General features: G+C 66.6%; 21 protein-coding genes, 1 tRNA gene and 1 pseudogene. 15 read left to right on the top strand and 8 right to left on the bottom strand.

Annotated features, from left to right (window positions below):
- Positions 1 to 27: 27 nt before the first annotated feature.
- Together BSP109_RS11655 and BSP109_RS11650 are read right to left on the bottom strand one after the other, a co-directional pair.
- Complete coding sequence (locus tag BSP109_RS11655; protein WP_257944671.1) at positions 28 to 2,733, bottom strand: glycine betaine ABC transporter substrate-binding protein; 2,706 nt, start codon at positions 2,731 to 2,733, stop codon at positions 28 to 30.
- Between the two features lie 111 nt (positions 2,734 to 2,844).
- Positions 2,845 to 3,603 carry a DedA family protein gene (locus tag BSP109_RS11650; RefSeq protein WP_101600792.1) on the bottom strand — a complete coding sequence of 253 codons (759 nt, stop codon included), beginning with the start codon at positions 3,601 to 3,603 and terminating at the stop codon, positions 2,845 to 2,847.
- Between the two features lie 278 nt (positions 3,604 to 3,881).
- Between BSP109_RS11650 and BSP109_RS11645 the strand changes: the two genes are divergently transcribed.
- Together BSP109_RS11645 and BSP109_RS11640 are read left to right on the top strand one after the other, a co-directional pair.
- Positions 3,882 to 4,946, top strand: a complete 1,065-nt coding sequence (locus BSP109_RS11645) for an aromatic acid exporter family protein (RefSeq protein ID WP_257944670.1) — start codon at positions 3,882 to 3,884, stop codon at positions 4,944 to 4,946.
- Between the two features lie 56 nt (positions 4,947 to 5,002).
- Positions 5,003 to 5,075 (top strand) — tRNA-Gly (locus BSP109_RS11640).
- Positions 5,076 to 5,176: 101 nt separating this feature from the next.
- On the opposite strand, the gene BSP109_RS11635 is transcribed toward BSP109_RS11640, so the two are convergent.
- Positions 5,177 to 5,944 carry an isocitrate lyase/phosphoenolpyruvate mutase family protein gene (locus BSP109_RS11635; RefSeq protein ID WP_101600841.1) on the bottom strand — a complete coding sequence of 256 codons (768 nt, stop codon included), beginning with the start codon at positions 5,942 to 5,944 and terminating at the stop codon, positions 5,177 to 5,179.
- 114 nt (positions 5,945 to 6,058) lie between these two features.
- Here BSP109_RS11635 and BSP109_RS11630 point away from each other — a divergent pair, with 114 nt between their 5' ends.
- Positions 6,059 to 7,234, top strand: coding sequence for a CaiB/BaiF CoA-transferase family protein (locus tag BSP109_RS11630; protein WP_101600790.1), 1,176 nt, complete (start codon positions 6,059 to 6,061; stop codon positions 7,232 to 7,234).
- A gap of 232 nt (positions 7,235 to 7,466) precedes the next feature.
- Positions 7,467 to 7,715, top strand: coding sequence for a hypothetical protein (locus BSP109_RS11625; protein WP_101600788.1), 249 nt, complete (start codon positions 7,467 to 7,469; stop codon positions 7,713 to 7,715).
- Between the two features lie 12 nt (positions 7,716 to 7,727).
- Here the strand turns inward: BSP109_RS11625 and BSP109_RS11620 are convergent, their stop codons facing one another.
- A complete protein-coding gene (locus BSP109_RS11620; RefSeq protein ID WP_101600786.1) occupies positions 7,728 to 8,183 on the bottom strand; it encodes an SRPBCC family protein in 456 nt (151 codons plus the stop codon).
- A gap of 48 nt (positions 8,184 to 8,231) precedes the next feature.
- Complete coding sequence (locus BSP109_RS11615) at positions 8,232 to 8,786, bottom strand: DUF488 family protein (protein ID WP_101600783.1); 555 nt, start codon at positions 8,784 to 8,786, stop codon at positions 8,232 to 8,234.
- Between the two features lie 183 nt (positions 8,787 to 8,969).
- Between BSP109_RS11615 and BSP109_RS11610 the strand changes: the two genes are divergently transcribed.
- The 3 genes from BSP109_RS11610 to BSP109_RS11600 all read left to right on the top strand — a co-directional run bounded on the left by BSP109_RS11610 (position 8,970) and on the right by BSP109_RS11600 (position 16,742).
- Entirely contained in the window at positions 8,970 to 12,953 is a 3,984-nt protein-coding gene (locus tag BSP109_RS11610) for a phosphodiester glycosidase family protein (protein WP_101600781.1), read from the top strand.
- A 186-nt stretch (positions 12,954 to 13,139) separates the two neighbouring features.
- Positions 13,140 to 14,492, top strand: coding sequence for an MFS transporter (locus tag BSP109_RS11605; RefSeq protein ID WP_219618536.1), 1,353 nt, complete (start codon positions 13,140 to 13,142; stop codon positions 14,490 to 14,492).
- Between the two features lie 300 nt (positions 14,493 to 14,792).
- Entirely contained in the window at positions 14,793 to 16,742 is a 1,950-nt protein-coding gene (locus tag BSP109_RS11600) for a BCCT family transporter (protein ID WP_101600779.1), read from the top strand.
- Positions 16,743 to 16,910: 168 nt separating this feature from the next.
- On the opposite strand, the gene BSP109_RS11595 is transcribed toward BSP109_RS11600, so the two are convergent.
- From BSP109_RS11595 to BSP109_RS11585, 3 genes are all read right to left on the bottom strand, one after another.
- Positions 16,911 to 18,716, bottom strand: a complete 1,806-nt coding sequence (locus BSP109_RS11595; protein ID WP_101600777.1) for a BCCT family transporter — start codon at positions 18,714 to 18,716, stop codon at positions 16,911 to 16,913.
- Positions 18,717 to 18,857: 141 nt separating this feature from the next.
- Positions 18,858 to 19,454 (bottom strand): peptide deformylase, encoded by a 597-nt coding sequence (gene def / locus BSP109_RS11590; RefSeq protein ID WP_101600776.1) that lies wholly within the window; start codon positions 19,452 to 19,454, stop codon positions 18,858 to 18,860.
- Positions 19,455 to 19,533: 79 nt separating this feature from the next.
- Entirely contained in the window at positions 19,534 to 19,983 is a 450-nt protein-coding gene (locus BSP109_RS11585) for an Lrp/AsnC family transcriptional regulator (RefSeq protein WP_087008024.1), read from the bottom strand.
- An 81-nt stretch (positions 19,984 to 20,064) separates the two neighbouring features.
- Between BSP109_RS11585 and BSP109_RS11580 the strand changes: the two genes are divergently transcribed.
- From BSP109_RS11580 to BSP109_RS11545, 8 genes and pseudogenes are all read left to right on the top strand, one after another.
- Positions 20,065 to 20,796, top strand: coding sequence for a LysE family translocator (locus tag BSP109_RS11580; RefSeq protein WP_101600774.1), 732 nt, complete (start codon positions 20,065 to 20,067; stop codon positions 20,794 to 20,796).
- Between the two features lie 89 nt (positions 20,797 to 20,885).
- Positions 20,886 to 21,305, top strand: coding sequence for a hypothetical protein (locus BSP109_RS11575; RefSeq protein WP_101600773.1), 420 nt, complete (start codon positions 20,886 to 20,888; stop codon positions 21,303 to 21,305).
- Between the two features lie 61 nt (positions 21,306 to 21,366).
- On the top strand, positions 21,367 to 22,008 hold the full coding sequence (locus tag BSP109_RS11570) for a CPBP family intramembrane glutamic endopeptidase (RefSeq protein WP_146001142.1): 642 nt from the start codon (positions 21,367 to 21,369) through the stop codon (positions 22,006 to 22,008).
- Between the two features lie 41 nt (positions 22,009 to 22,049).
- Complete coding sequence (locus BSP109_RS11565; protein WP_101600769.1) at positions 22,050 to 22,229, top strand: hypothetical protein; 180 nt, start codon at positions 22,050 to 22,052, stop codon at positions 22,227 to 22,229.
- Between the two features lie 356 nt (positions 22,230 to 22,585).
- Positions 22,586 to 23,515, top strand: coding sequence for a cysteine synthase A (gene cysK / locus BSP109_RS11560; RefSeq protein WP_101600767.1), 930 nt, complete (start codon positions 22,586 to 22,588; stop codon positions 23,513 to 23,515).
- Positions 23,515 to 24,177, top strand: coding sequence for a serine O-acetyltransferase (gene cysE / locus BSP109_RS11555; RefSeq protein WP_101600765.1), 663 nt, complete (start codon positions 23,515 to 23,517; stop codon positions 24,175 to 24,177). The genes cysK and cysE overlap by 1 nt, the downstream gene beginning before the upstream one ends.
- Before the next feature lie 123 nt (positions 24,178 to 24,300).
- Positions 24,301 to 25,290 (top strand): annotated as a pseudogene (locus BSP109_RS11550) (IS481 family transposase); the annotation flags it as partial.
- Entirely contained in the window at positions 25,199 to 26,020 is an 822-nt protein-coding gene (locus tag BSP109_RS11545) for an aldo/keto reductase (RefSeq protein ID WP_257944669.1), read from the top strand. The pseudogene BSP109_RS11550 and the gene BSP109_RS11545, both read left to right, overlap by 92 nt.
- Positions 26,021 to 26,036: the final 16 nt, after the last annotated feature.

Below are 26,036 nucleotides of genomic sequence, written 5' to 3'. Positions count from 1 at the left end.
GGATCACACTGTCGCGCCGGACAACACCTAGTCAGCGGCAGAGTCAGCCCACTGGTTGATCACGTCCTGGTTGGACTCCACCCACTTCTGTGCGATGACCTCCGGGTCAGTCCCTTCGTCGCTCTGAGCGATGAAGGAGTTCATGTCCTCAGCGGAGAAGCTGAAGTTCTGAAGGATCCTGTCGGCGGTCGTCGAGATCTCCCGGACCTCCGCGGTTCGCGCGACGTGCACGGTGACCTCGTCACTCGACTCTTCTCCGGGCACGTCACCGAGTCTGCGCAGGTCGTACTTCTCGTGCAGTCCGTCGGGGACGTAATCGTAGAAGATCGCAGGCTGATCGGAAGGAGCGAGCTGCTCGAGCTTCGCCTTGAAGATCGTCTCCGAGTACTCCTCGTGCTCGACGTTCGAGAAGCCCTCCGAGTCCACCCAGTCCTTCAGGTTCTCTGTCGAGACCCACCCGCGCGCTCCCAGCCAGAACTCGCCGTCGCCATCTCCATCAGTGTCGAACAGCTTGGCGGCGGCCGGATCAGAGAGTGCGTCGAGGGAGGTCACCGCCTTCTTCGTCTCATCATTGTCGAGAACATAGATCCCCTGCGAAGCCGTAAAGGGCTCCGCATTCAGCCGAAGCTGGTCGCTTTCGACCGCCTCTTGGAGTGCGAGCGGCTGATTCTCCACCCACAGGTCCGGGTGCACGTGGAACGTGGGGTCCTCGGCAATGAGGTCAGCACTCAGATCAGTCTGATCGACCGGTTCCACGCTGGCAGAGATCCCCTTCTCCTCCAGGGCCAGTCTGATGATCTCAGCGGTCACCGTCGCAGCCTTCCACCCCGGATCGGCGATGACGATCGACCCCTGCTTCTCATCGTCTACTGCAGCCGCCTCTTCGCCGGGGCGCGGTGCTGCAGTGGCAGTCGATCCGTCGGAGGTCAGCGAGGAGACCGGAAGCAGAAGGACTGACAGGATGACGAGGGCCGCAGTTCCCAGGTAGACGGAGTTGAACACTCTGCGCTTGGGGATGGTCACTGGTGTGTCTTCGCCGCTGGTCCGCCCGTACCGGACGCGGTCATCGGCTGCGAAGGTCGTGGGCGAGATATATCCCGACCGCACGACTTCTGCAGGGACGTAGTACGGCCTGCCGATCTCTGCGAACCCCTGCTGCAGTCGGCGGACCTGGTTGCGGAACCCATGCAGGTTGTTCTGGTCGTAGTCACGGATGGTGAAGATGGCCAGGAAAGCGCCGGCCGCGAAGATGATCGACCCTGCTGCGCCGAACGGGGATGCGTCGCGCAGCAGGAGCACGAAGATCACACTGCCGATGCCGGTCAGCCACAGTGCGGCTGTCTCACCGGTCGACAGCCGGTCGCTGTGCATCGCATGCCACGTACTCAGCGCATCCTTCGCCTCGTTGCGTCGATCCTCATCAGTGATCCGTTCATCCGACAGCGCAGCGCGGATCTTCGCCAGATAGCGCTCCTTCTCTTCGCGTGTCTCACTGAACTCGAACTCGAGCAGATCGCACAGCAGCTGATCGGCGAGGGCATGGTCGGCAGTGGGATCGGCCGTGATGAGCTTCCGCACCAGGACAGCCCGTGCGTCGACCTCTTGGGTCCGCCGTTCGGACGCCCGGGACAGGATGAAGCCCGCGAGGATGGCGAAGAGGCCGGTCAGAGCCGCAGCCATCTCAGGGATCGCGCCGAGCCCATCGAGGGGAAGGATCTGGGACGCCAACGCGACATAGACCGTCGCGATCAGCGTGAGGCTGAGCGCATTGGTCGACTTCTGGTTCGCATGGAGGGTGAGGTTGGAGAACAGGATGAGCACGAGGCCGACGATGGCGATCGGTCGCACCGGTTCGTCGAAGAAGATGTGCAGCAGGATGACTGAAACCGCCGGGGAGAAGTACGGCAGTGACGATAGCGTCAGCGATCTGTACTCCTGGAAAGCCCACGTCCAGGTCACCTCGGCGATGAGGTAGGTGCCGATTCCGATGAGCGCGCAGATGAACAGCACCTGCGTGTCGAAGGCATAGAAGCGCAGGGGATGATCGGCGGCCTTCAGCGACAGCAGGACCGCGGCCAGGGCCACCGCGTTGGCGATCGAGATGGAATAGAAGGTGGCGAAGGGCTTGGACGGGATCGCCTGCTCGATCTGGGTGGTCGCTTTGAACGCGAACGGAAGATACAGGCCGCTGCCCAGCGCGGCGACGAAGGCCCAGACGATTTCGGGGGAGCCCCCGCCTGCTTGACCGACCCCGTAATTGGCGATGCCGATGGCCACGGCCCCCACGAACGAGGCGATGACCAGCAGCCATTGGTTCGGCTTCAGCTTCGCTGCTGTATCCGGGGTGATGAACCTGATGGCGACTGTGGCGATCAGCGGCCAGACGAATGCGATGATCGTGGCGTCTGCTTTGGCCGCGCCGTAGAGGGCCCGGTAGAACCCGTAGTACCACATGGCCAGGAACAGGCCTGAGATGCTCGCCCATCCGATCGCCTTGTACAGATGGGGACCCGAACGCAGCAGGGCGCGGGTGTACTTCCAGCAGATGCAGGATGCGATGATGCTGACGGCCACAGCGATCGTGCCGGACGCGACGTACACCTCCGCGTAGTCCCCGCGGTCGCCGATCATCGAGATGAAGATCGGCTTGAGCGACCAGAACACCACCGATGCGACGGCCGCCAGCGCGATGGCAGGCAGTTTGGTGGTGGAACGGTTGAGTGGGGTGGTCAAAACAGTTCCTCGAGGTTCGGACTCTGACTGCTGGGGACGATGTGGTCGCTACCGCGGACATCGTACCGCCAGTACCCCGTAGTCGCTGGTGGGTGCGGCGGTTCAGCCCCTCTATGCCGCCTTCTGCTGCTTGCGCCACTCTTTGGCGAAGGTCCACACGAAGATGCCCACGATGATCGCGAGGGTCAGCCACAACGCGTACTTGTCGATGACTCCGAGTATGTCCACGGCGGCCTCGCCCAGCTGGTAGCCCAGAGTCGTCCAGATGAGGGTGAAGATGAGGCAGCCCAGCAGATCTGCGATCAGGAAGGGCGCCAGGCGCATGCGCGTCCATCCGGCGACCAGGTAGACGAGGGTGCCGGGGACTCCCGGGCAGCGAGCGACGACGGTCATGAGGAACAGCGCCCAGCTGGGGATCCGCTTGAGCTGCTCGACGCGCTTGCGCTGGCGCTCGTTCTGCGCGAAGAGCCGCAGAATTCCATCGCCCCATCTGCGGCCGGCGAGCCAGAACGCCCAGTCGAGCTTCGCCATGCCGATGAAGCCCGCGAAGACGACCAGCCACAGCGGGATCTCGCCCACACGCGCATACGCCGCACCCGCCACGACCGCCGTCTTGGCACCGTTGATGAACTCCTGCAGCACGGGAGCGTTGACGAGCATCCACGGCCGGAACGGCATGAGACCCAGATAGATGAAGGGAACGCCGATGATGAGGACGAGCAGGACCTTGTCCAGTCGAGCGGACTTCCCCTCCCACGGCTTGATCGCCGCCCAGGGATTCTCCTCTTCCTCCTCCATCGGCTTCTCGTCTGCCGCTTCCGTGGGGTCGGAGGGGGAGGCCTCGTCGCCGAGGGGGCGATCTTCGCTCATCGTGCGGCTCCTGCAGTGGTGCGAGGGACGGTGCTGCGTGGGGTGGGCGGGGACTACGCTACCGGAGGCCGCTGAGTCGGACGGACGATCCGCGGTCGGCGCGGATGGCGCTGCTGCAGAGGATCATTGAGACGATGGTTCGGTCGAAGACGCTGAACGAGGAGGTTGGAATGACCGGACGACCTCGTGACGAGGCGACAGGCCCGAAAGAGGCGACAGGCCCGACAGAAGCGACAGGTCCAACAGGGGCACGATGGCAGCGCCGCCTGAGGGAGGCCGTGACCAGCCCTGAGTTCACCACCGATGTGCTGCAGATCGTCAAGACGGTCGTCGCCGCGACGGTGGCTTGGTGGCTGGCCGTGCACGTCCTGGATTCCGCGATGCCCTTCCTCGCGCCGTGGGTCGCGCTGCTGACCGTCTATCCCACCGTCTATCAGTCCCTGTGGCGCGGGGCGCAGTCGACCGTCGCTTCGTGGGCGGGTGTGGGAGTCTCCTTCCTGATCGGGCAGTATCTGGGCGTCGCTGTGTGGACTTTCGCCCTGGCGATCCTCGTGGGACTGGTCGCCGCGCGGATCCCCGCGATTCGCAATGAGGGTGTGGCGATCGCGACGACTGCGGTGTTCGTCCTGGGCGACGGGTTCTCCGAGCAGCAGCCGATGCTGTGGGATCGGATCATCGAGGTCGCTGTGGGCGCGGCCGTCGGGATGGCCGTCAATCTGCTGCTGCTCCCGCCGCTGCGCGATAAGCAGGCGGCCCGATACGTCGACCACATCAACCGGCGCATGGGGAACGTGTTCATCATGATGGCCGACGAGCTCGAATCGTCGTGGTCCACGGACGCGGACGACGAATGGAGCCGCGAGATCGACGCGATGCGCGAGGACCTTCGCTCGGCGTGGCAGTCGGTCCGCGACGCGGATGAGAGCCGTCGCGCGAACCCACGGCTGAGGGGGAAGAAGCACCAGAGGGACCAGCAGGCGGACTACGCCGAGATCCTCCGCCGTGTGGATGAGGGGATCTCGCATCAGCGGCACCTCGTGCGCACGTTGCGCGAGGCGTCCTACGCCCCGGGCGACTGGGACAGGCGGTTCCGCGAGCGGTGGGTGGCCATCATGCACGACATCGGACATGCGGTCGCAGACCCCGATCGCGAGGTCGCGCCCATCGACGACCGGTTGGTGCGGCTGTCTGCGGACCTGTCCGACGACTCGGACCTTCCGACACAATCGTGGCCACTGTACGGCTCGCTCATCACGAGTCTGCGGCACATCGCCCGCGTCGTAGACGACGTCGCCTCGGCACGTGAAGCCCGCGAGGCCGGCAGGAACAACCCGAAGAACTGAACCGTCGGGACCGACGCACGCGTCCCCGCGGGGACGGGGTATAGTGATCTTCGTTCGCGGACGTAGCTCAGCTGGTAGAGCATCTGCTTCCCAAGCAGAAGGTCGCGGGTTCGAACCCCGTCGTCCGCTCCGCGTGACATCTGCTCCGTTTCCAGCAGAACGTCGTGTGCCCCGGTCCAGATGGACCGGGGCACACCTCATTCAGCAGTCAGGGACAGCGCGCTCGCGTGTCAGCCCTTCCACGCTGCGAGCTGCTCGGCACTCGTCTCCGCCAGCGCCGCCTGCCACAGCGGTCCGAAGCTGATGCGGCGCACACCGATCGCGCGCAGCTCCTCGAGGCTCCCGGCCTTCGCCCCGTTGACGGGGTGCGCCGTGACATTGACCGGGACGCTCACTGCTGCGACGACGGCCTTCGCCGCGTCACCGTCGGGCAGCCCCACGGGGTAGACGCTGCGAGCACCCGCCTTCTCCAGCAGCGCGACGCGAGCGACGGCCTCGGCGAGGGGGTCCTCGAACAGCGCAGTGCCGTGGACCAGCGCATCGGTGCGGCCGTTGATGACGAGGTCGACTCCGGCCGCATCGGCGGCCTGCCGCGCACCGGCGATGTAGTCGGCGTGCTCGTCCCGCTCCCGCATCCGTCCGTTCTCACGCCTGACGGTGTCCTCCACGTTGATGCCGACCGCGCCGGCGTCCAGCACGCGCTCCACCAGCTCCCGGGGCGTGAGCCCGTAGCCGGATTCGACGTCGACGCTGACGGGGAGCTCGACCGCGTCGACGATGCGTCGGGTCGCCGCCATGTAGTCGGCGAAGTCCATCGCCTCGCCGTCGCCCGGCCCCAGCGCGTCACCCACCGGGTGGCTGCCGATCGTGAGCCCGGGGAATCCGGCGGATTCGGCCAGTCGTGCCGACCATGCGTCCCAGACAGTGGGGAGGACGAGGAGGTCTCCCGACTCGTGAGCGGCTGCGAACGTGCGGGCGGTGTCCGTGATGTCTGCCATGACTGCCTCCATCGGCGTGAGCACTCGATGTGCTTCGTGGGTCCTGCACTCCACGGTAGGCGAGAATGTCTACCGATGACCTCTTCCGTCTCCGACTGATTGGACCGGCACAGCATGCTTCCGCTCGAAGGAATCACCGTCGTCTCGCTCGAGCAGGCGATCGCGGCACCGCTCGCCACCCGCCACCTGGCCGACCTCGGCGCACGCGTGATCAAGGTCGAACGACCCGGCGTGGGAGACTTCGCGCGGGGCTACGACACTCGGGTGGAGGGCCAGAGCAGTCACTTCGTGTGGACGAATCGGAACAAGGAGTCGCTGACGCTCGACCTCAAGGACCCGGACGGCCGCGAGGTCCTCGCGTCGCTGCTGGAGTCCGCCGATGTCCTCGTGCAGAACCTTGCGCCGGGCGCGGCAGAGCGTCTGGGGCTCGCCTTCGCGGAGCTGAATCCCCAGCACCCGGGGCTGATCGTCTGCGACATCTCCGGCTACGGCACCGGTGGGCCGTACGAGCGCATGAAGGCGTACGACCTCATGGTGCAGAGCGAGGCCGGGGTGCTGTCGGTGACCGGCAGCCCCGAGGATCCGGCGAAGGTGGGGATCTCCATCTCCGACATCGCCGCCGGCATGTACGCGTACTCGTCCGTGCTCGCCGCCCTGCTGCAGCGCGGTCGCACCGGCGAGGGGAGCCATCTGGACGTGTCGATGCTCGAAGCGACGGTCGAGTGGATGGGCTTTCCCCTGTACTACAGCTATGACGGGGCTGAGCCTCCTCCGCGCGCAGGTGCAGCGCACGCGACGATCTACCCGTACGGGCCGTTCACCGCGGGTGACGGCGCGACGGTGATGATGGCGGTGCAGAACGAGCGGGAGTGGAAGAACTTCTGCGCAGTGTTCCTGGGCGATCCGACGATCGCGGAGGATCCCCGCTTCGTGACGAACTCCGCGCGCAATGAGCACCGTGACGTGCTGGGGGAGCGGATCGCGGGCCGTTTCGCGGAGCTGAGCGCGCATGAGGCGGAAGTCCTCCTCGATGCGGTCCCTCTGGCGCATGCGCGGCTCAACGACATGGAATCGCTGTGGCAGCATCCGCAGCTGGCCGCTCGGAACAGATGGCGCGAGGTCCAGACGCCTGCAGGTGCGGTGCCGTCACTGCGTCCGCCGGCATTCACCTGGTCAGAGCCGAGGATGGACCCAGTCCCGGCTGTCGGGCAGCACACAGCGGGCATCCTCGCGGAGCTGGGGCTCAGTGCCGATCAGATCGATGCGCTGCGCGGGCGGGGCGCCGTCTGAGGGGTGCAGGGCGCTCGGTCTGCCGGGCGCGGTCAGCCGTGCTGGAGTGATCCCGCCTCAGTTCTGACGAATTTGGTGAGCATCACCACGGTGAAGAATGCCACGGCGACGATGGCAGTTGTGTGCCGACGAGCCTGTCCGGAGCGACGTCGAGAGAACGGGACACCATGCTGGTGCGCTCGTGCATGGTTAGGGTGTGAGGTGACTCATACCTGACCGGACGGAATGCTCGATGCCAGCTCTTCTCCTGATAGTCGCCGTAGTGATCTGCATTGCAATCCTCGTGAAGGTGGCGACTGACCCCATCGGCGTGCTCGTCACGGTGGCGACGGTGGGCTCATTCCTCATCGCGGTGGGGTTCTGGATCGTGTTCTTCGTGGCGTTCAATCAGGACGAATCCGGGGCGTGGGGGTACCTGGTCTTCGCGATTCCCGCTAGCGTCGCGTGGATCTTCCTTGTGCGGTATCGAAATCGTCGATGACGGGGCCAGCGATCAGTCAGTCAGCAGCGCGCGGATCCGCGACAGCGTCAACGGCATACCGTCGACGGCGGCCTGCCGCCGAATCTCGATCTGCTCCGCTGCGTCGTCTCCGAACCTCTGCGCGAAGACCTCTTCTGCTCGGGGTCCGAACTGCGTGAACAGGGTGAGCGTCGTCCCGTCGGCAGCTGGACGCATCCGGTAGCCCCAGATGACCTGGGCATCACCGACCGACCAGGAAAATTCTTCGCCGGGAGCGTCGGTCACGACGGTCGACACCGTCGTCCACTGCCGGTCGGGAGTCCGATTGTGGCCCGTGAACGTCGCCCCCTCGCCGCGCTCTTCACCGCTCCACTCCACGAGATGGGTCTGCTCGCTCCACTCTCCTGTCCGTGTGACATCGCTGACCAGGGAGTAGGCCGCCATGGGTGTGGCAGGCACGGTGGTGGAGGATTCGAGTTCGTAGGCCATCGGACGATGGTAGCCGAGGTGCAGCCGGAAACTGTCGGCCCCAGACCGTCACTCCGCTGCCGGATAGGTGACCCGGGCCGCGCCCGTGTCGCCGTCGGCCTCGTCCACCACCGCACCCTTGCTCAGCTCCGCGTCCATCGTCTGACCCGGCCCCATGATGTGCTGAACGTCCTCCCCGCGAGCCAGCAGCTGGTCCGCGATGATCCGCCGGTGGCACCGCCACCACACCGCCTCCGCACACATCACGGCCACGCGCTTCTCCGAGCCCCACGACCGCAGCTCCTCCAGCGCGTCGCGGAACTCCTCCGACAGCGCGTGGTCCGCGTAGTTGTGGAAGCTGCGGTTCTGCCACCACGCGTTGACCTCGAACGGGATCGTCTTGCTCACCGGCCGCCTGCCGGTGAGGCCGGGGGAGCGGACCATCTCCACGCCCACCTCGCGCAGCGCCTCACCCAGCGCGTCCTCGTCGAACTGCGGGTGCTTCGACGAGCCCGGCAGGCGGCGCACATCGACGACTAGGCCCACCGCGTTCTCCTCGAGCAGCTCCAGGAACTCCTCGAGTGAACGGTTCGAGTGCCCCACCGTGAAGAACGTCCCGCTCATCGCCCGAATCCCTTCGAAAACTGCAATCCCCTTGAGGAAACTTCCGTTCTCGATGCTACAGACACATCCCCGTCGGTCAGGGTTCACTCAGGGTTACTGGGCGTTCGCACAAGCGCTGATCAGGGATGACACAGTCTCCGAGGCACTCCACCGAGTGCTGACGCGACGCTCCGGAAAGAGACCATGTCACCCTCACCCACTCGCTCACTCCTCACGACGGTGGCGCTCGCCGCCGCACTCGTGGCGCCGGGAGCTGTGCTCGTTCCGGGACTGCCCGGGACCTCGGCGCCGGCCCAGGCCGCCCCCACCGACGACCAGCTGGGCGCGGACGGCTCCGTCCTCCGCTCCTCGGAGACCAGCCGCGTGGCACCCGGCCTCGAACTCACGAACTTCTCCCGCATGGAGGACGGCGGCTGGAACAACGGCAACGTGCTGACCGCTGACCTCACGGAGGACAGCCTCTCCGTCGACGTCGCGGACACCGGCGTCGTCGCCGGCAGCGCCACGACCAGTGAGGTCATGGCCTCCGGCGAGCACGGCGGCCAAGCCGTCGCAGCCGTCAACGGGACGTTCTTCGACATCAACCACACTGATGCGCCGATCTACTCCACCGTCTCCCAGTCGGAGCTGCGCGTCGGCACGCAGACCCCCATGCCCAGCCTCACGATCACCGGGCAGCAGGCGGCCGTGCAGATGCTCTCCGCCTCCGGCACGCTCACCGCGGACGGCGACGAGCACGAGCTGGGCGGGCTGAACAACCCGCAGCTCTCCGCAGACACGATCGGTGTCTACACCGCTGCATGGGGCGACTACACGCTCGACCGGCCCGTAGGCGGACCGGACGCGCTCGCTGACGATATCGCCCGCGTGACCGTCGTCGATGGGGAAGTCGTCGACGCATCGGGCCTGGTGGACGAAGCCGGCGACCCGGAGATCCCCGAAGGCGGCCAGGTGCTGCTGGGCCGCGAGGACGGCGCGCACGCGCTGGCAGACCTCGAGGTGGGCGACGACGTCGACGTGGAGATCGGCCCGTCGGTCGACGTCGACTCAGCGATCGCCGGCAGCAACCAGATCCTCACCGACGGCGAGGTCCCAGACATGGGCAGCGAGCTCGCCACCGGCATCCACCCCCGCACCGCGGTCGGCATGAGCAAGGACGGCACGGAGCTGTTCGTCACCACGATCGACGGCCGCAGCGGCGCCTCCCGCGGCATGACCCTCCCGGAGATGGGCGAGTTCTTCCAGGACCTGGGCGCGCACAACGCGGTGAACCTGGACGGCGGCGGCTCCACGACGATGGTCGCCCGCCCCGCCGGCGCGCAGACGCCCACCGTGCAGAACTCACCCTCCGACGGGGAGGAGCGCAACGTGCCCAACTCGCTCGTCTTCTACTCCGACGCCCCGGCCGAACAGCTGAGCGACGTGCAGCTCGACACCTCACTGGACGACCAGGACACCGTACTCCAGGGCATGCACCGCACCTACGACGGGACCGGGCTGGGGGAGAACCTGGACCCGATCGAGGTGTCCGGCACCTTCGAGACGGCGGCCGGGACCACCCTCGCCGAGGCCGACGGCGCCACCGCGACCATCCGCGGTGACGAGACCGGCACCTCGCGCGTGTCCTACTCCGCAGAGGGCCACACAGCGCGCAAGGACCTGCGCGTGCTGGGCGAGGCGATCGGCCTGCGCGCCAGCTCCCGCGCCCTCAACCTCACGGAGGTGGGCGACACCGCAGAGATCACGATCGACGGCTTCGACTCCGACGGCCGCGCCGCCCGCATCGAATCCCGCGACCTGGAGGTCGAGGCGAGCGACGGCATCGACGTGAGCGTCGACGAGCTCGGCACCTACGTCGTGACCGCGACGGATGAGACCGCAGGCGGCTCGGTGACGTTCCACGCGGGGGACGCGACGACCTCGGTCCCGGTCACCGTCGGCACGGAGATGACGGACGTCGTGGACTTCGGTGACCTCGACGCCTTCTCCGATGAGACGGCGCGGGCGACCGGGTCCTTCTCCGCCGGTGAGCCCACCGACGACGGGCAGCCGTCGCTGGCCATGGAGTACGACTTCGCCCAGTCGTCCGCGACGCGCGGCTACTACCTCATCAGCAACGATCCGGTGACGGTCGACGGCAACACGCTGGCCTTCGAGATGATGGTCCGCGGCGACGGGACCGGTGCCTGGCCGCGGCTGCAGGTGCGCGGCGCGGACGGGGTCATCACGAACCTGGACGGCGACCACCTCGACTTCGAGGGCTGGCAGAAGGTCCGCTTCGATGTGCCGGCGGGGCTCGCGCAGCCGCTGACCTTCGAGCGGATCCGCATCATGGAGACTCGTCCGGGCGAGCAGTACTCGGGTGACATCGCGGTGGCAGGTCTGCAGGCCGTCTCCACGCCCGAGGCCGCACCTACCGAGGAGACGCCGGTGCACGACCCGGCCCTGCTGGCCACGGGCAGTGTCGCGGATCGGCCGCAGAACATCGCGGTCATGAGCGACGCCCAGTTCGTGGCGGCGAACCCGGACAGCGACGCGGTTGACGGTGCGCGGAGGACGCTTAAGGAGATCCAGGGGGCGGAACCGGACATGCTCGTCATCAACGGCGACTTCGTCGATGAGGCATCGGAGGAGGACTTCGCGCTCGCTCAGCAGATCCTCGATGAGGAGTGGACCGAGGACATCCCCTACGTCTACGTGCCCGGCAACCACGAGGTGATGGGCGGAGAGATCTCGAACTTCGAGGACGCCTTCGGGCAGACCGCGACGGAGCGCTCGCTGGGACGGACGAAGGCGATCACGCTGAACACCGCATCCGGCTCGCTGCGCGACGGAGACACGGATCAGCTGCAGATGCTCGAAGAAGCACTCGGTGAGGTGGGGGACAGCGACCACCTCACCGGTGCCGCCGTGTTCTTCCACCACCCGCCGCAGGATCCGCTGCCGTCGAAGTCCAGCCAGCTCTCGGACCGTCGCGAGGCGGCAGAGCTCGAGGAGCTGCTGGGCGACTTCCGCGAGGAGACGGGTAAGTCCGCCGCCGTGGTCAACGGACACGTGGGCGTCTTCCACGGCTCCGCGGTCGATGGCGTGAGCTATATGATCAACGGCAACTCCGGGAAGAACCCGTCGGGCACGCCTGCGAACGGTGGGTTCACGGGGTGGACGATGCTGGGAGTAGACCCGGGCCTCGGCGATGTGGGCGGCAATCCCACGACGACGGATCGGGTCGCGTGGTTCGCGGCGGAGACTCGGCCGTGGGTCGACGAGATCAGCGTCGACGCTCCGGAGGCGATGACCCCGGGACAGACCGCCGAGGTCTCTGCTGAGTTCACACAGGACGACCGCACCGTGCCCGTCGGCTGGCCGGTCACCTCGCAGTGGGGCGGCGACGGGGTCGTCGTGGACGGCGGCGATCAGGCTGTGGGCGGATCGTCCGCAGCAGCTGTCGCGCGTGATGCACAGGCTGGTGGTGCGGCTGGTGCGGCTGGTGCTGAGGCCGGCGACGGTGCTGCGCCGGGTGGCGTCGAGGCGCTCGAGGCCGGTGCCGAGGTCGTCCGCGTGAACCCGCGCACCGGAGAGATCACAGCGGTGCAGCCGGGAACGGCGACCGTGAGCGTCACGGTGAACGGGCGGACGGCGGAGACCACCGTCGTCGTGGCCGGCGACGACGAGCCCGGGCCCGACCCGACGGGCGAGCCGAGCGACGAGACCACCGGCGAGCCGACGGCCGATCCCACGGGCGAGCCGACGCAGCAGCCGACCGGCGAGCCCACGGACGCCCCGACAGGGGAGCCCACAGGGGAGCCGACAGAGGCGCCGACCGGGGAGCCCACGGGAACGCCGACCGGAGAGCCCACGGGAACGCCGACCGGAGAGCCCACGGGAACGCCGACGGACAACCCGACCAGCGATCCAACGGGAGAGCCGACGGGAGAGCCCACCGAACCGGGCAGCCCGGAACCGACGGACTCCGAATCCCCGGACGCCCCGCGACCCGACGAGTCGGACGACCCGCGCGGCGGGTCCGATGACGATGAGAACGCGGACCGCGGAGACGACGGCACCCTTCCCCGCACGGGGGCCCAGGTGGGTCTCGCCCTCGCGTTGGGCGGCATTCTCATCGTGGCGGGCCTCGTGGTGACGAGGCTGGCGCGCAGAGAGAGCTGACCCCCCGCCCCGTCGCACGTGACGTCGTCGCACGTGACGTCTATGCAGCGGCCCCGGAAGCGCAGGAACTCCGCGCCTCCGGGGCCGCACCCCGTCTCACCAAGAGAACATGCTCGTGGACTCTTAACACTCCCTGAGAGAATTCCTGGGCGCCGACCGCACCCGGCGATGACCAGAGGAGACTCCATGACTGCGATGACTGCAGGTTCCCCCGAACCCGCATCCACTCCCGCACCCGCTCAGCCGGGCACGACCACCTCCCCGAAGGAGATGCGCCGCGTCGCCGGAGCGAGCGCCATCGGCACCGGCATCGAGCTCTACGACTTCCTGATCTTCGGCCTCGCCGCGGGTCTCGTCTTCCCGCAGCTGTTCTTCCCGGAGTCCGACCCCCTGATCGGCACGCTGCTGTCGTTCATGACGTTCGGCGCGGGCTTCCTGTCCCGGCCGCTGGGCGGCATCGTGTTCGGCCACTTCGGCGACCGGTTCTCGCGCAAGACGATGCTCGTCATCTCGCTGGTGGCCACGGGCGCCTGCACGGTCGCGATGGGCCTGCTTCCCACCTACGCCACGGTCGGCGTCCTCGCGCCGATCCTGCTGGTGGGACTCCGCGTGCTGCAGGGCTTCTTCATGGGCGGTGAGCAGTCCGGCGCCTTCCTCATGGTCACCGAGCACGCACCGCGCGGCCGCAAGGCCTTCTTCGGCGCCTTCGTCACCGCCGGTTCGCCCATCGGCAGCATCCTGGGCATCGGCGTCTTCAACATCGTCGCGGTTGCCACCGGTCCCGCCTTCGGCGAATGGGGCTGGCGCATCCCGTTCCTCGCCTCTGCGATCCTCATCGCCGTCGGCATCTACGTGCGTCTGGGGATCTCGGAGAGCCCCGTCTTCAAGAAGATGGCTGACGGTCCCAAGGTGTCGCGCCTGCCGCTGGCGGGAGTGCTCGCCACGGCGATGCCGCTGATCATCGGCGGCGTGCTGGTGAATCTGGGCTTCAACCTCTTCATCTTCATCATCAACTCGTTCAGCATGTCTTACGGCACGGAGCAGCTGGGGATGGACCGCAGTGTCATCCTGCTCAGCGGCATGGCCGGCTCCGTCGGCATGCTCATCGCCGTGTTCGTCGCCGGCTGGCTGGCGGACAAGTACGGGCTGCTGCGCATCATGATGGCCGGCGCGATCTTCCAGATCATCTGGGCGTTCCCGTACTTCTGGCTCTTCGACAGCCGCAGCGTCGGCCTCATCTACCTCGCGGTGATCGTCGCCTACATCGGGCTGAGCTTCGTGTTCGGACCCATGGCCGCCTTCTACGTGAGCCTCTTCAAGCCCGAGCACCGCTACTCCGGCGTCGCCCTGTCCTACAACCTGGGCGCCGTGCTGGGCGGCGGACTCTCCCCGACGATCGCGACAGCGCTGCTGGGCACCTTCGACGGCAGCGCAGGCATCTCCCTCTACATCGCGATCGGCGGCGCGCTGTCCGCGATCGGCCTGCTCATCACCGCCAAGCAGGTGCAGAGGTCCTCGACCGCCACGCTGGGTGACTGACGCGGGGGCCGCACCTCGTCACTAGAACACCGCCGCCGAGGCCGCAGCTGGGACCCAGCTGCGGCCTCGGCGGCGGTGTTCGTCGTGTGCAGCCGCGCCTGCGTGCGGTCGGTGAGGCGGAGCGCGGAACGGCGGGACCCCGCAGGACAGGTCCGTGAGCTGCGACACTGCTGCTCTGTGATGTGCAACACTGTCTGGATGTCGCAGTTCAGCTGCGCAGGCACCGAGTGATCTGCGCAGACGCCGATGACGCCGCGGTGTGGGACCGTGCCCGACCAGTTCTGATGAAAGCAGAGGACCATGACAGCCGACGCGAAGCTCACCGGGACCGCGGATGAGGCGGCGGAGACCGAGCTCTCCGCCGGCTCGGCGATCCTCAAACCGGTATTCATTCCCGCTGCGATCGTGATCGTCTCCCTGATCGCGCTCGTCCTGCTCTTCCGCGAACAGACGGAGGACCTCACCGCCGTTCTCAACAAGGCGATCACCGATGGCGTGGGCTGGTGGTATGTCATCGCAGTGAACATCTTCCTGGTGTTCGTGCTGTTCTGCGCATTCACCAAGATCGGTCGGATCCGCCTGGGTCGCGACGACGAGCGCCCGGAGTTCAGCGTGATCTCCTGGTTCATGATGCTCTTCAGCGCCGGCATGGGCATCGGTCTGGTGTTCTTCGGCGTCGCAGAGCCGCTGAGCAACTACGTGCTGCCTCCGGAAGCTCACGAGAACGCTCCGATGTCCATCGGCGCCGCGCAGGACTCCGTCGGCCTCATGATGCTGCAGTGGGGGCTCCACCCCTGGGGGATCTACGCGGTGGTGGGTCTGGGCATCGCCTACATGTCGTTCCGCCGCGGCCGTCCTCTGGCCGTGCGGTGGCTGCTCGAACCGCTGATCGGTCGCAAGTGCGTCGAGGGATGGATGGGCCACACCATCGACGCCGTGGCGATCATCGGGACACTGTTCGGCATCGCGACGTCGTTCGGCTTCGGCGTCACTCAGATCATGGCCGGGCTGGAGTTCCTGGGGATCGCGGAGAGCTCGTCTGGTCTGATCATCGGCGTGATCGCCGTCGTCACGGCCGTGGCGCTCTGGTCGGTGCTGTCCGGTGTGCACAAGGGACTGAAGTGGCTGTCGAACTTCAACATGTCCCTGGCAGCGCTGCTGGCGCTGGTGGTCTTCCTCATCGGGCCCACGATCTTCCTGCTGCAGGCGATTCCGCTCAACGCAGGTTCCTACCTGAGCCAGCTGCCGGTCAACGCGCTGCACACCGGTGCGTGGTCCACGGACGGCTGGGAGGCCGCGTGGACGATCGGCTACTGGGGCTGGTGGACGAGCTGGGCACCCTTCGTCGGCATGTTCATCGCGCGCATCTCGCGTGGCCGCACCATCCGTGAGTTCGTGCTGGGAGTGCTCATCGCCCCCACGGCCGCGAGCCTCGTCTGGTTCACGATCTTCGGATCCGGCTCGATGTTCTACGCGAATGCCGGTCAGCTCGACGTGAGTGAGGGAGTCGACAGCACAGCGTCGCTGTTCCAGTTCTTCGACGTCTTCCCCATGGGCGCGGTCCTCAGCGTCGTCGCGATCATCGTCGTGGTGTTCTTCTTCGTGACCTCGTCGGATTCCGGGTCGCTGGTCATCGACATGCTCGCCTGCGGTGGCAAGGTCGAGACGCCGAAGTCGACCCGCGTGTTCTGGGCGATCCTCGAAGGTGCGGTCGCAGCAGTGCTGCTGGTGGTCGGGGGTGATGCGGCACTCACCGCGCTGCAGACGGTCGCCGTGTCCACAGCGGCACCCTTCTCCGTCATCCTCGTCCTGGCGTGCGTCGCGCTGTACCGGGCGTTCCGTCACGATGTGGCGACGATGCCGGAGCACATCCAGGTGCTGACGCCTGCCGAGGCTGGGGAGTCCGCCGAACCGCTGTCGACACGGGTCCGCCGTGAGGTGCGCGGTCTGCGGGGGGTCTCTGCATCACTGGGCGGACTTCCGCGGAATCGTGGGGAGCAGGAGAGCGCGGTCGATCCCGACATCGTCTCGTATCGTCCCGTGCCGTCGAACAGGCTCGAGTTCGACCCTGCTACAGGGCGGCCTGTCCTCGCGGACAGCGGACCCGACCCGTTGGGAGGCGAAGTCTTCGACACGGAGGAGTTCCAGACCTCGCAGGAGTATGTCGACATGGGAGGAACGGTCCCCCGGACATCAGAGGAGGATTCCGGTGAGACGCCGGCCGAGGAGCCCGATCCCGGCAGGCAGTGATGTGATGTGCTGTGCCGAACGTGGCCGGGGCCCCTCGCAGGAGGTGCCCCGGCCACTGTCTGTCCGGACCACTGTCTGCCCAGCCGGTGTCCTTCTGGGCCGGCACAGACTCAGTCAGCCGTCAGCCGTCAGCCGTCAGCCGTCAGCCGTCAGCCGGCTGAGCGCGACTCAGCCGTCGACGTTCGGCTTCGGCAGCTTCCGGCTGCCCGTGCGGCCTGCCAGGGTGGAATCGCGCCGGTGGCGGCGGACATCCCGACCCGTCGGGGGACGGATGTAGGGATCCTGCATGACCGGGACCTCGGTCGCGGGCTGCGGTCGAGTCGTCGTGCTGACAGGGTCCTCGTAGTCGTACTTGTCGTCCTCGATCCGCATACGGCGGACCGTCTCCTCCGGCGTGAGCACCTTGCGCCATTCACGAGTGCGCATGGCGGGCATCTCGCCGGCGTCCTCCTTGAGTGCGCGATGCAGCGCGTACATCTGGAAGAACGCGATGATGAAGAACGGCAGACCGATGAGGATGCTGATGGACTGGAGGGCGCCCAGGCCTCCCTCGCCCGAGAACACGAGCAGCGTCGCGGTGATGAGGCCCACCGCCAGAGCCCAGAACAGGCGCTGTCCCAGAGGGTTGAAGTCCTCGTGGCCGTTGGCCATGGTGTCGATCACGAGCGCGGCGGAGTCGAGCGAGGTGATGAAGAAGATGATGACGATCACGATCGCGAAGACGGAGACGATCCACGCCGCGGGGTAGTGGGACAGCAGTTCGAAGAGGGCGCCGGGGATGTCGCCGTCGTCCACGACCCGTTCGACCAGACCACCGTCACCGTTGAGCTCGATGTCCATGGAGGCGTAGCCGAAGATGCCGAACCACACGACGGAGAACAGCGAAGGTACGGCGAGCACGCCCACGACGAACTGGCGGATCGTGCGGCCGCGTGAGATGCGGGCGATGAAGATGCCCACGAACGGGGACCACGTGATGGTCCATGCCCAGTAGAAGACGGTCCAGGTGTTCTGCCATCCGGTATCGGCGAAGGTGTCGTTCCACAGTGCCAGCTCAGGCAGGTTCATCACGTAGGAGCCGAACGACTCGATCGTCCCCTTGAGCATGAACACCGTCGCTCCGCCGGCGACGAGGACGAAGAGCATCAGCGCGATCGCGGAGATGATGTTGACGTTGGAGAGGACCTTGATGCCCTTCTCCAGACCGAGTCCCACGGAGATCATCGCGATGCCGGTGACGACTGCGATGATGATCAGCTGCCAGCCGGCGTTCTGCGGGATGCCGACCAGCTGTTCGAGACCGCCGTTGATCTGCAGGACGCCGAGGCCGATCGAGACGGCCACGCCGAAGACGGTGCCGATGATGGCGACGATGTCGATGAACTTGCCGATCGGACCGTGGATGCGACGGCCAAGGATCGGCTGGAAGATCGACGAGACGCGCGGCGGCAGGTTCCGCTTGTGGATGAAGTACGCGAAGCCCAGGGCCGGGAGGGTGAAGATCGCCCACGTGTGGAATGTGAAGTGGTAGAGGGAGAAGTTGATGGCCTCAATCGCCGCCGCCTCTGTCTCCGCCTGGATCCCCAGTGCCTCACCGCGCGGTGGGGCACCGAAGTGGCTGACAGGTTCCGCCACGCCCCAGAACATGAGGATCGTGCCGATGCCCGCAGCGAAGAGCATGCCGAACCATGTCAGTTTGGAGTGCTCCGGCTGCTCATCATCCGGCCCCAGCTTCACGCGGCCGAACCGGCTCGCCGCAATGTAGATGAGGAACACGAGGAAGAGTGTCACGCCCAGGATGTAGAACCATCCGAGGTTCTCCATGAGCCATTGGGACGCGGTCCCCGTTGCCGCTGAGAGCGGATCGGTGAAGAGGATCGTCGCTATGACGAAGAGGATGATGATGCCCGCGGCGCCGAAGAAGATGACCGGAGTCGTTCTCAGTCGCAGGCCGTCATGGAGGCGGTTCAACATGTTCCGCACCTTCCGCAGTCAGGTGTGAGACAAGAAACCCGTACAGCGCTCCCTGCCTCGTGGCTAGTGGCTCGGTTCGCTGAGCGTAGCAGGAGACAGTGCAGGTGGCGGGGGTATTCGGAGGCTGGCGCGGGGCGCCTGTCAGTCTTCCTCGTCGTCCTCGCCATGGCCGAACGGGTCCGGATCCGTGCCGGGAAGCCATGAGACGCCCGGCACGTTGTAGCCCTCCGCCTTCTGCTCGCGCTTCCAGCGGCGCTTCCACTTGTCCTGCAGGCGATCGACGTAGAGGGTGCCCTGCAGGTGGTCGTACTCGTGCTGCATGATCCGGGCGAACCAGCCCTCGACGACCAGTGAGATCGTCTCCCCGTTCTCGTCCTTGCCGTTGATCGTCACCTTCTCGCTGCGCTTGAGCGGGAAGTCCAGGACGGGGACGGACAGGCAGCCCTCCGATTCGTCATCGGGATCCGGACGGCCGTCGGGCACCTTGGAGCCCACGAGCACCGGGTTGATGAACACGCCGCGGCGCCGCACCTGTGCGACATCGTCCTCCGCGTCGTACACGAAGATCTGCTTGCCGACGCCGATCTGCGGGGCGGCCAGCCCCACGCCGTTGGACGCGGCAAGCGTTTCGAACATGTCAGCGACGAGCGTGCGCAGCTCGTCGTCGAACTCCGTCACCCTGTCCGCAGCGCGGTGCAGGACGGGCTCTCCATAGACGACGATGGGGTGAATGGTCATGCGCAGAATCTTATCGGGGCCGGACTGCGAACCGCCTACGCGGTGAGGTGAGGCCCGTTACGGACGAACGTCCGCAGGACTACAGCGGCGCGCGGTGGGCGACCACGGTCTTCATGATGAGAGTCGACGTCATGCGCCGCACACCCGGCAGCTGCGAGAGCGTCGAGTCGTAGAGCTCCTGGTATGTCTGCTTCGACTCCGTCGCTACATAGAGCTGATAGTCCGGAGCACCGAAGAGGCGCTGCGCCTGCACGATCTGGGGGACCTGCACGGCGGCCTCTTCGAAAGCCGTCATCGCGGAGTGGTTCCCAGCCTCCATCGTGACGAACACCAGAGCCTCGAACGGCTTGCCGAGCTTCTCGAAATCCAATTCCGCGCGAAACCCCTGGATGACGCCACTGGTCTCCAGATCGCGGAAACGCCTGTGGCACGCGGAGAGGCTCAGCCCGACCTTTCCCGCTACCTGCGTCATCGTCGCTCGCCCGTCGTCTTGCAGCAGTGAAAGAATCTCCCGGTCAATGGCGTCCATGGCGATAAGTCTCCCGCCTGACCCTGCAGAAGGCAAGAGAATGCGAAGCACATTCGAGCCCGTGGTCAATAGTCTGCCCGCATGGACTACACGCTGCTCTTCGCCTTCTGGGGGCTCACCACGCTGCTGATCTGCACCCCGGGTGCCGACTGGGCCTACCTCATCGCGGCGGGCCTGCGCGGTCGCGGTGCACACGCCGTCCTCGGCATGGTCGTGGGGCATTTCGCGATCGCGCTGGCTGTGGCGCTGGGGCTGGCAGCCGTCGTGGCCTCGCACGCCTGGATGCTCACCGTCATCAGTGTGGTGGGCGGCCTCTACCTCCTCTGGCTGGGGACCTCGGCGCTGCAGTCGCTCCTGCGGGAGCGGATGGAGCGGGGGGAGCCGTCCTCGGACAGCCGTGGCGCAGCCGTCGGTTCGGCCCCTGCATCCGGCGGCGGCGCAGGAGCACTGGGCGAACCCACCGATAACGGTGGCGCAGTGGCCGTCACGCAGCGAGTGCGAGTGCTCCCGTCGAAGCGCACCGTCACACTGCAGGGGCTGAGTGTCAGCCTGCTGAATCCCAAGGTGTACCTCATGTTCCTCGCGCTGGTCCCGCAGTTCGTGTCGGACTCCGCACCGCTGTCCGACGGCGTGCAGCTGATCGTTCTGGGCATTGTGCACGTCGTCACGTGCGGGATCATCTACCTCGCAGTGTCGCTGGGCGCCGGTGCGGTTCTGATCTCCCGTCCGCGCGCGGCCACCGTCGTCACCGCGGCGTCCGGGATCATCATGAGCGTGCTGGGAGTGGCCGTCATCGTCGAGCTGATCCTGTGAGAATCTGACCTCCGTGCAGGTTCGGCGGTGAACGTGCGGGAGCCGGAGGACGTGCGGAGACCCGCCGCGGCGGAACACGTGTCGCGTGGGTGTTCCCGAACGCGACGTCCGCCCCCACCCTCCGGTCGACTGTCGCCTCCGCCGTCATCAGTGCGTCCGCTGGAGCAGCGTTCCACACTGCGAGCGTCCGGATCCTGGCCGGCCGCAGGCCCCGCTATCGGTGTGCGTCGCTCCTCACCGCCGAGGCCGAGCAGACTGTGCTCGTCGTCGCGGCTGACGAGGTGGTGTGGGAAGCAGATGTGAGGAACGGGCTCGCTGCGCCGGTTCTCAGTGTGGCCGGTTTCGGGCTTGTGCACGCAGGGCTGGGAGGCAGGCGGGTGGTGGCGCACATGATGGTCCTCGCGGTCCCGGCGCGTGCGGTTCAGGCGTGGGGAGGGGTGCCGGCCTCGATCTGCTTCCACGGCGGCTACAACCTTTCGCATCTCTGCGACGAGGCCCGCCCGCGGTGAACACGCACATGTGACGACACCGCGGCTGAGTACCAGTCTCTGTACGGTGGGGAAGGTGCACGTGTCAGACGGACAGAACAGACTCTCACAGGCACGGCGCCGCACTCTACTGCTGGCCTGTGGGGCGGTCATGGTCTTCATCGTGGCGCTGGCGGCGTGGTTCGGGCCCTCGCCGGGGCAGTTCGCCGTTGTTCTGGGGTGGCGCAACGAGGTGCCGGTTCGCGGGTGGGCGGTGGCGGGAGCCGTTGCGGTGGGCTACACCGCATACACGCTCTGGGCGGTGCCGGAGATCCGCCCTCTCGTGTTCGAACGGTCGTGGTTCCGAACCATCGGTGTGCCGTTGGCGCTGCTGTCCGGTCTGATCGAGGAGATGTTCTTCCGACAGGTCGTCATGGATTGGCTGGCGGCCAGAGGCGTCACTGTCCTGCTGCAGATCGTGGTCTCCTCACTGCTGTTCGCCTCCGCGCACGCCGTCTGGGCGCTATTCGGGAAGAGCTGGCCCGCGACAGTGCCGATCCGCGCATCCACGTTCGGATTGGGCGTACTCAGTCGATCGTCTACGTGGCGTCGGACCGAGTCGTGCTGCCGGCAGTCCTTGCGCACGTGGCCATCAACCTCGTCATCGAGCCGGGACTGCTGCTCAGTTCATCGCGTCGGGCGCAGGGTCCCGTCCGGGACACCTGAGGCTTCTCCGATTCTCTGAAGCATCGCAGAGTGGGCCCAGCGGGAAGCGTCTGCGGAAGCATGAACGCCTCGGTCGCTCAGTGGCTGAACCGAGAAGACGTGGTTCCGCAGCAGGATCGGATCTCCCAGGACGCGAAGGTCGGTCGGGCGGGAGACATCGATCTGTCCACCGACTCAGACGGGACGGTTCGGGTCGGCGGTGCGACGACCACTCTGTTCCAGGGGACGGCGCTCGCCTGACCCGGCGGGGACCTCGGCGGCGGTGCCGTCGCCCTGGTTGCCGTGAAGGACGGGCTTACGGTCCGAAGGACGGGCGAACGTACGTGTCCGTCGAACCGTAAGCCCGTCCCTCGCGGAGTGGTGAGGGAAGAGGCCAGGCCCCTCCGTCACCTGCGGGTCGTTGCCTCCGGACCCTCCGTCTTCCGGAGGGTGGGAACAAAACCGCCCTTCGGCCCGGTTAAGATCGTTGATACCACAACGAATCAGCAGCTGAAGCCATTGGCTGGTGTGTGAGCGAGGAGCTCGACGCCCGGGTGTGCACCATCCGTCTGCCGGCCGTTCCTCGCAACTGGAACCGAAGAACGGAAAGGGCACACATGACCATTCACTCCGATGTCACGAAGGTCGTCGGCGGCACGCCGCTGGTGCGACTCAACAAGGCGAGCGAGCGCAGCGGCGCAGAGATCGTCGCGAAGCTCGAAGGCGCCAACCCCGCGAACTCGGTCAAGGACCGGATCGGCGTCGCGATGATCGAGGCTGCAGAGAAGTCCGGCCAGCTGAAGCCCGGCGGCACGGTCGTGGAGGCGACGTCCGGCAACACCGGCATCGCGCTCGCGATGGTGGGTGCTGCGCGCGGCTACAAGGTCGTCCTCACGATGCCGGAATCCATGTCGAAGGAGCGCCGCGCACTGCTGCGCGCGTTCGGTGCGACGCTCGAGCTCACTCCCAAGGCCGACGGCATGCGCGGCGCAGTGGAGAAGGCGGAATCGCTCGCCGACAAGGGCGCCGTTCTGGTCCGCCAGTTCGCCAACGAGGCCAATGCCGCGATCCACGAGTCGACGACCGGACCGGAGATCATCCGCGACACGGACGGCAAAGTCGACGTGTTCGTCTCCGGCATCGGCACCGGCGGCACCATCACCGGTGTGGGCCGCGCGTTCAAGAAGGAGGGCGTCGAGGCGAGGATCGTGGCCGTCGAGCCCGCCGCTTCTCCCATCCTGTCCACGGGCGAGGCCGGTCCGCACATGATCCAGGGGCTGGGTGCGAACTTCATCCCCGAGGTGCTGGACCGCGACATCTACGACGAGGTCGTCACCATCGAGAACGAGGTCTCCTTCGACGTGGCCCGCCAGGTCGCGAAGGACGAGGGCCTGCTCGTGGGCATCTCCTCCGGAGCCGCCATCGCCGCGGCCGAGGCCGAGGGCGCCCGCCCGGAGAACCAGGGCAAGCGCGTGGTCGTCATCCTCCCCGACTTCGGGGAGCGCTACCTCACGACACCGCTGTTCTCGGAGTACATGGATTCCTGATGCGTGGACGCCTCGGACTGATCGGAGCCGCCGCCGCGATCGGCGCGGCAGCCTTCGGGCTGTCGCGTCCGAACGTGCGCGCCACTCTGCGAGAAGACCTCGACACTGCTCGTCGTCGTGATCCTGCGGCTCGCAACGATCTGGTGATCGCCCTGTCGTATCCCGGACTGCACGCGATCTGGGCGCACCGGGGTCTGTACAAGCTGAATCAGTACGACGCGGGGAAGGCGCCCGCCCGTCTGCTGTCGCAGGCGGTGCGGACGCTCACCGGTGTGGAGATCCACCCCGGGGCGGTCATCGGCAGGCGCTTCTTCATCGATCATGCGAACGGTGTCGTGATCGGGGAGACGTCCGAGATCGGTGACGACGTCATGCTCTACCACCAGGTGACGCTGGGTGGCCGATCGATGGCACAGGAGAAGCGCCACCCCACGCTGCGCGACAACGTCGTGGTCGGCACGGGGGCGAAGCTGATCGGCCCGGTGGAGATCGGTGAGAACGCGGCTGTCGGAGCCAACGCCGTCGTGGTCAAGGACGTCGCCGCGGGTGGAACCGCTGTGGGCGTGCCCGCCACGGTGAAGTTCCCCAAGTCGCGCCCGCTGGACGCGGAGGGGCACCCCACCCCAGACGGTGTGCTGACAGATCCAGCGCTCTGGATCTGAGAGTGTCGGATAGTAGGAGTCGACTAGCTGTAGTTCCTCGGGACGTTGTGAACGCTCGAGATAGATGAAGACCTCCGGAAGGATGGGGTTTATCACAACTCTCACCCTCACACGGAGGTCTTCATGTCTCACGCTAACGCACCCCTCACCCCAATCGGTAGAACTCGCCTCGCCGCATTGATCGTTGACCAAGGATGGCCAGTTCGGCGCGCTGCGGAACGATTTCAAGTCTCACCCGCAACGGCATCGAAATGGGCAGCAAGGTATCGCGCCGGTGAGCCCTTGACCGATCGTTCGTCGCGCCCGCATCATTCACCCGCGAGGCTGTCGAAGCGGCGCGAGCATCGCATCATTAGTCTCCGCTTCACCCGCCGCTGGGGCCCACACCGGATCAGTTATCACCTGGGTATCCCGCGGTCCACGATCGAGCGCGTGATCACACGCTACCGAATGCCTCTCCTCGCACATCTCGATCAAGCGACCGGCCTGCCAGTCCGAAAACCTCGGCCCATTCGCTACGAGAAACAGGCTCCGGGTGAGTTGGTGCATGTGGACATTAAGAAGCTCGGCCGTATCCCTGATGGCGGAGGATGGCGAGTTCATGGGCGAGGGTCAGACCAGCAACGGCGCACGTTGCAAGTCACGAATCGAGCAGCGCGTGCAGGCGGGAAACCTTCGCGCGGCTACGTGTACCTCCATCACGCCGTCGATGACCATTCACGCCTCGCGTATTCAGAGATCCTCGCTGACGAGAAGAAGGAGAGCGCAGCCTCGTTCTGGGAGCGAGCCCGCGCGTTCTTCACCGACGCCGGAGTGACTATCACCGGAGTGATGACAGACAACGGGCCCTGCTATCGGTCGCACGCGTTTGCGGAAGCGCTGGGACCGACCGTGAAGCACCGATTCACTCGCCCCTACCGGCCGCAAACCAACGGAAAGGTGGAGCGTTTCAATCGCACCCTCGCGCAGGAATGGGCGTACGCGGTCGCTTATGAAAGCGAAGAAGCCAGGGCCGAAAGTTATGGCACCTGGCTTCATCACTACAATCATCATCGACCCCATACCGGGATCGGCGGTCTCACTCCATCAGATCGTGTTCACAACCTCACTGGGAACTACACGCGGCAAGCGCGACGACATCGTGGTCGCGACGAAGGTCGCTGCGAAGCCGGGGCGCGAGGGCCTGTCGCCGAAGAACGTCGCACTCGCCGCGGACGAATCTCTTCAGCGTCTGCAGACTGACTACATCGACCTGTACTACGCGCACTACCAGGACGACGAGACCCCGATCGTCGAGAGCGCGGCGGCCTTCAACGACCTCGTGACTGCCGGCAAGGTGCGCGCGATCGCGCTGTCGAACCTATCGCCGGATGCGATCGACGAGTGGTTCCGTGTGTCGGAGGAGAACGGCTTCGCGCTGCCGGTCGCACTGCAGCCGCGGTACTCGCTGGTGGCACGGGAGTACGAGGGTGAGATGGCGGCCTCGGCTCGCAAGCACGGCATGTCCGTCTTCCCGTACCAGGTGCTGGCCGGTGGATTCCTGACGGGCAAGTACCGGACGGAGGCGGACCTCGAAGGCCGTGCGCGTGCCGGTGCCGTCGAGCGCTACCTCAACCCGGAAGGGCTGGCGGTCGTCTCCGCCCTGGACGTCGTCGCCGCTGCGCACAGCACGGACGCAGCCTCAGTGGCACTCGCGTGGGCGATGGCAGATGGGAAGATCACCGCTCCGCTCGCCGCAGCAACGAGCACAGCGCAGCTCGACCAGCTCTTCGCGGCGACGGAGCTGACGCTGGCCGCCGACGAGGTCGCAGCACTCGACGAGGCCTCGGCCGCTTTCCGCTGAAGGGGCAGCACCTCGG

It is taken from the genome of Brevibacterium sp. Mu109, from assembly GCF_900169375.1.
GTDB lineage: Bacteria > Actinomycetota > Actinomycetes > Actinomycetales > Brevibacteriaceae > Brevibacterium > Brevibacterium yomogidense_A.
The sequence above is the reverse complement of the archived record's forward strand: the minus strand, read 5'-3'. Positions and strand labels throughout refer to the sequence as shown.